The sequence below is a fragment of the Mesorhizobium sp. M00.F.Ca.ET.216.01.1.1 genome, assembly GCF_004010325.2.
GTDB lineage: Bacteria > Pseudomonadota > Alphaproteobacteria > Rhizobiales > Rhizobiaceae > Mesorhizobium.
The window spans coordinates 1-279 of record NZ_SADR02000629.1; the positions used below are offsets into that span (position 1 = coordinate 1).

The 279-nt window shown below is 64.9% G+C and carries 1 pseudogene; it reads right to left on the reverse strand.

The features are described from left to right. A pseudogene (locus tag EN859_RS37705) lies at positions 1-279 on the reverse strand (hydantoinase B/oxoprolinase family protein); the annotation flags it as partial.

A 279-nucleotide genomic window follows, 5' to 3' on the forward strand; every position in this document is an offset into this window, starting at 1 on the left:
GCCGTATTGGCTGGTGCCCCCCATCTCGATCATTGGGCTGTTGACCTGACCGACAAAGGCCTCCTCGACGAAGCCGCGGGCGATGAACGAACGCGAGAGCAGCCGCTGGAAGACGCCATAGGCCGGCAGCAGCAGCGCCCAGGACGTAGCGGTCGCCACCATCTCGTTGTCGGGGTTGGTCCAGGTGCCGTGCGGCAGCTTCAGCTCGGTGGCCATCCAGGCGCCGTCATTGACCAGGCCCTCGAAGTTCATGTGCTGGGTCAGCGTCACGAACATGCC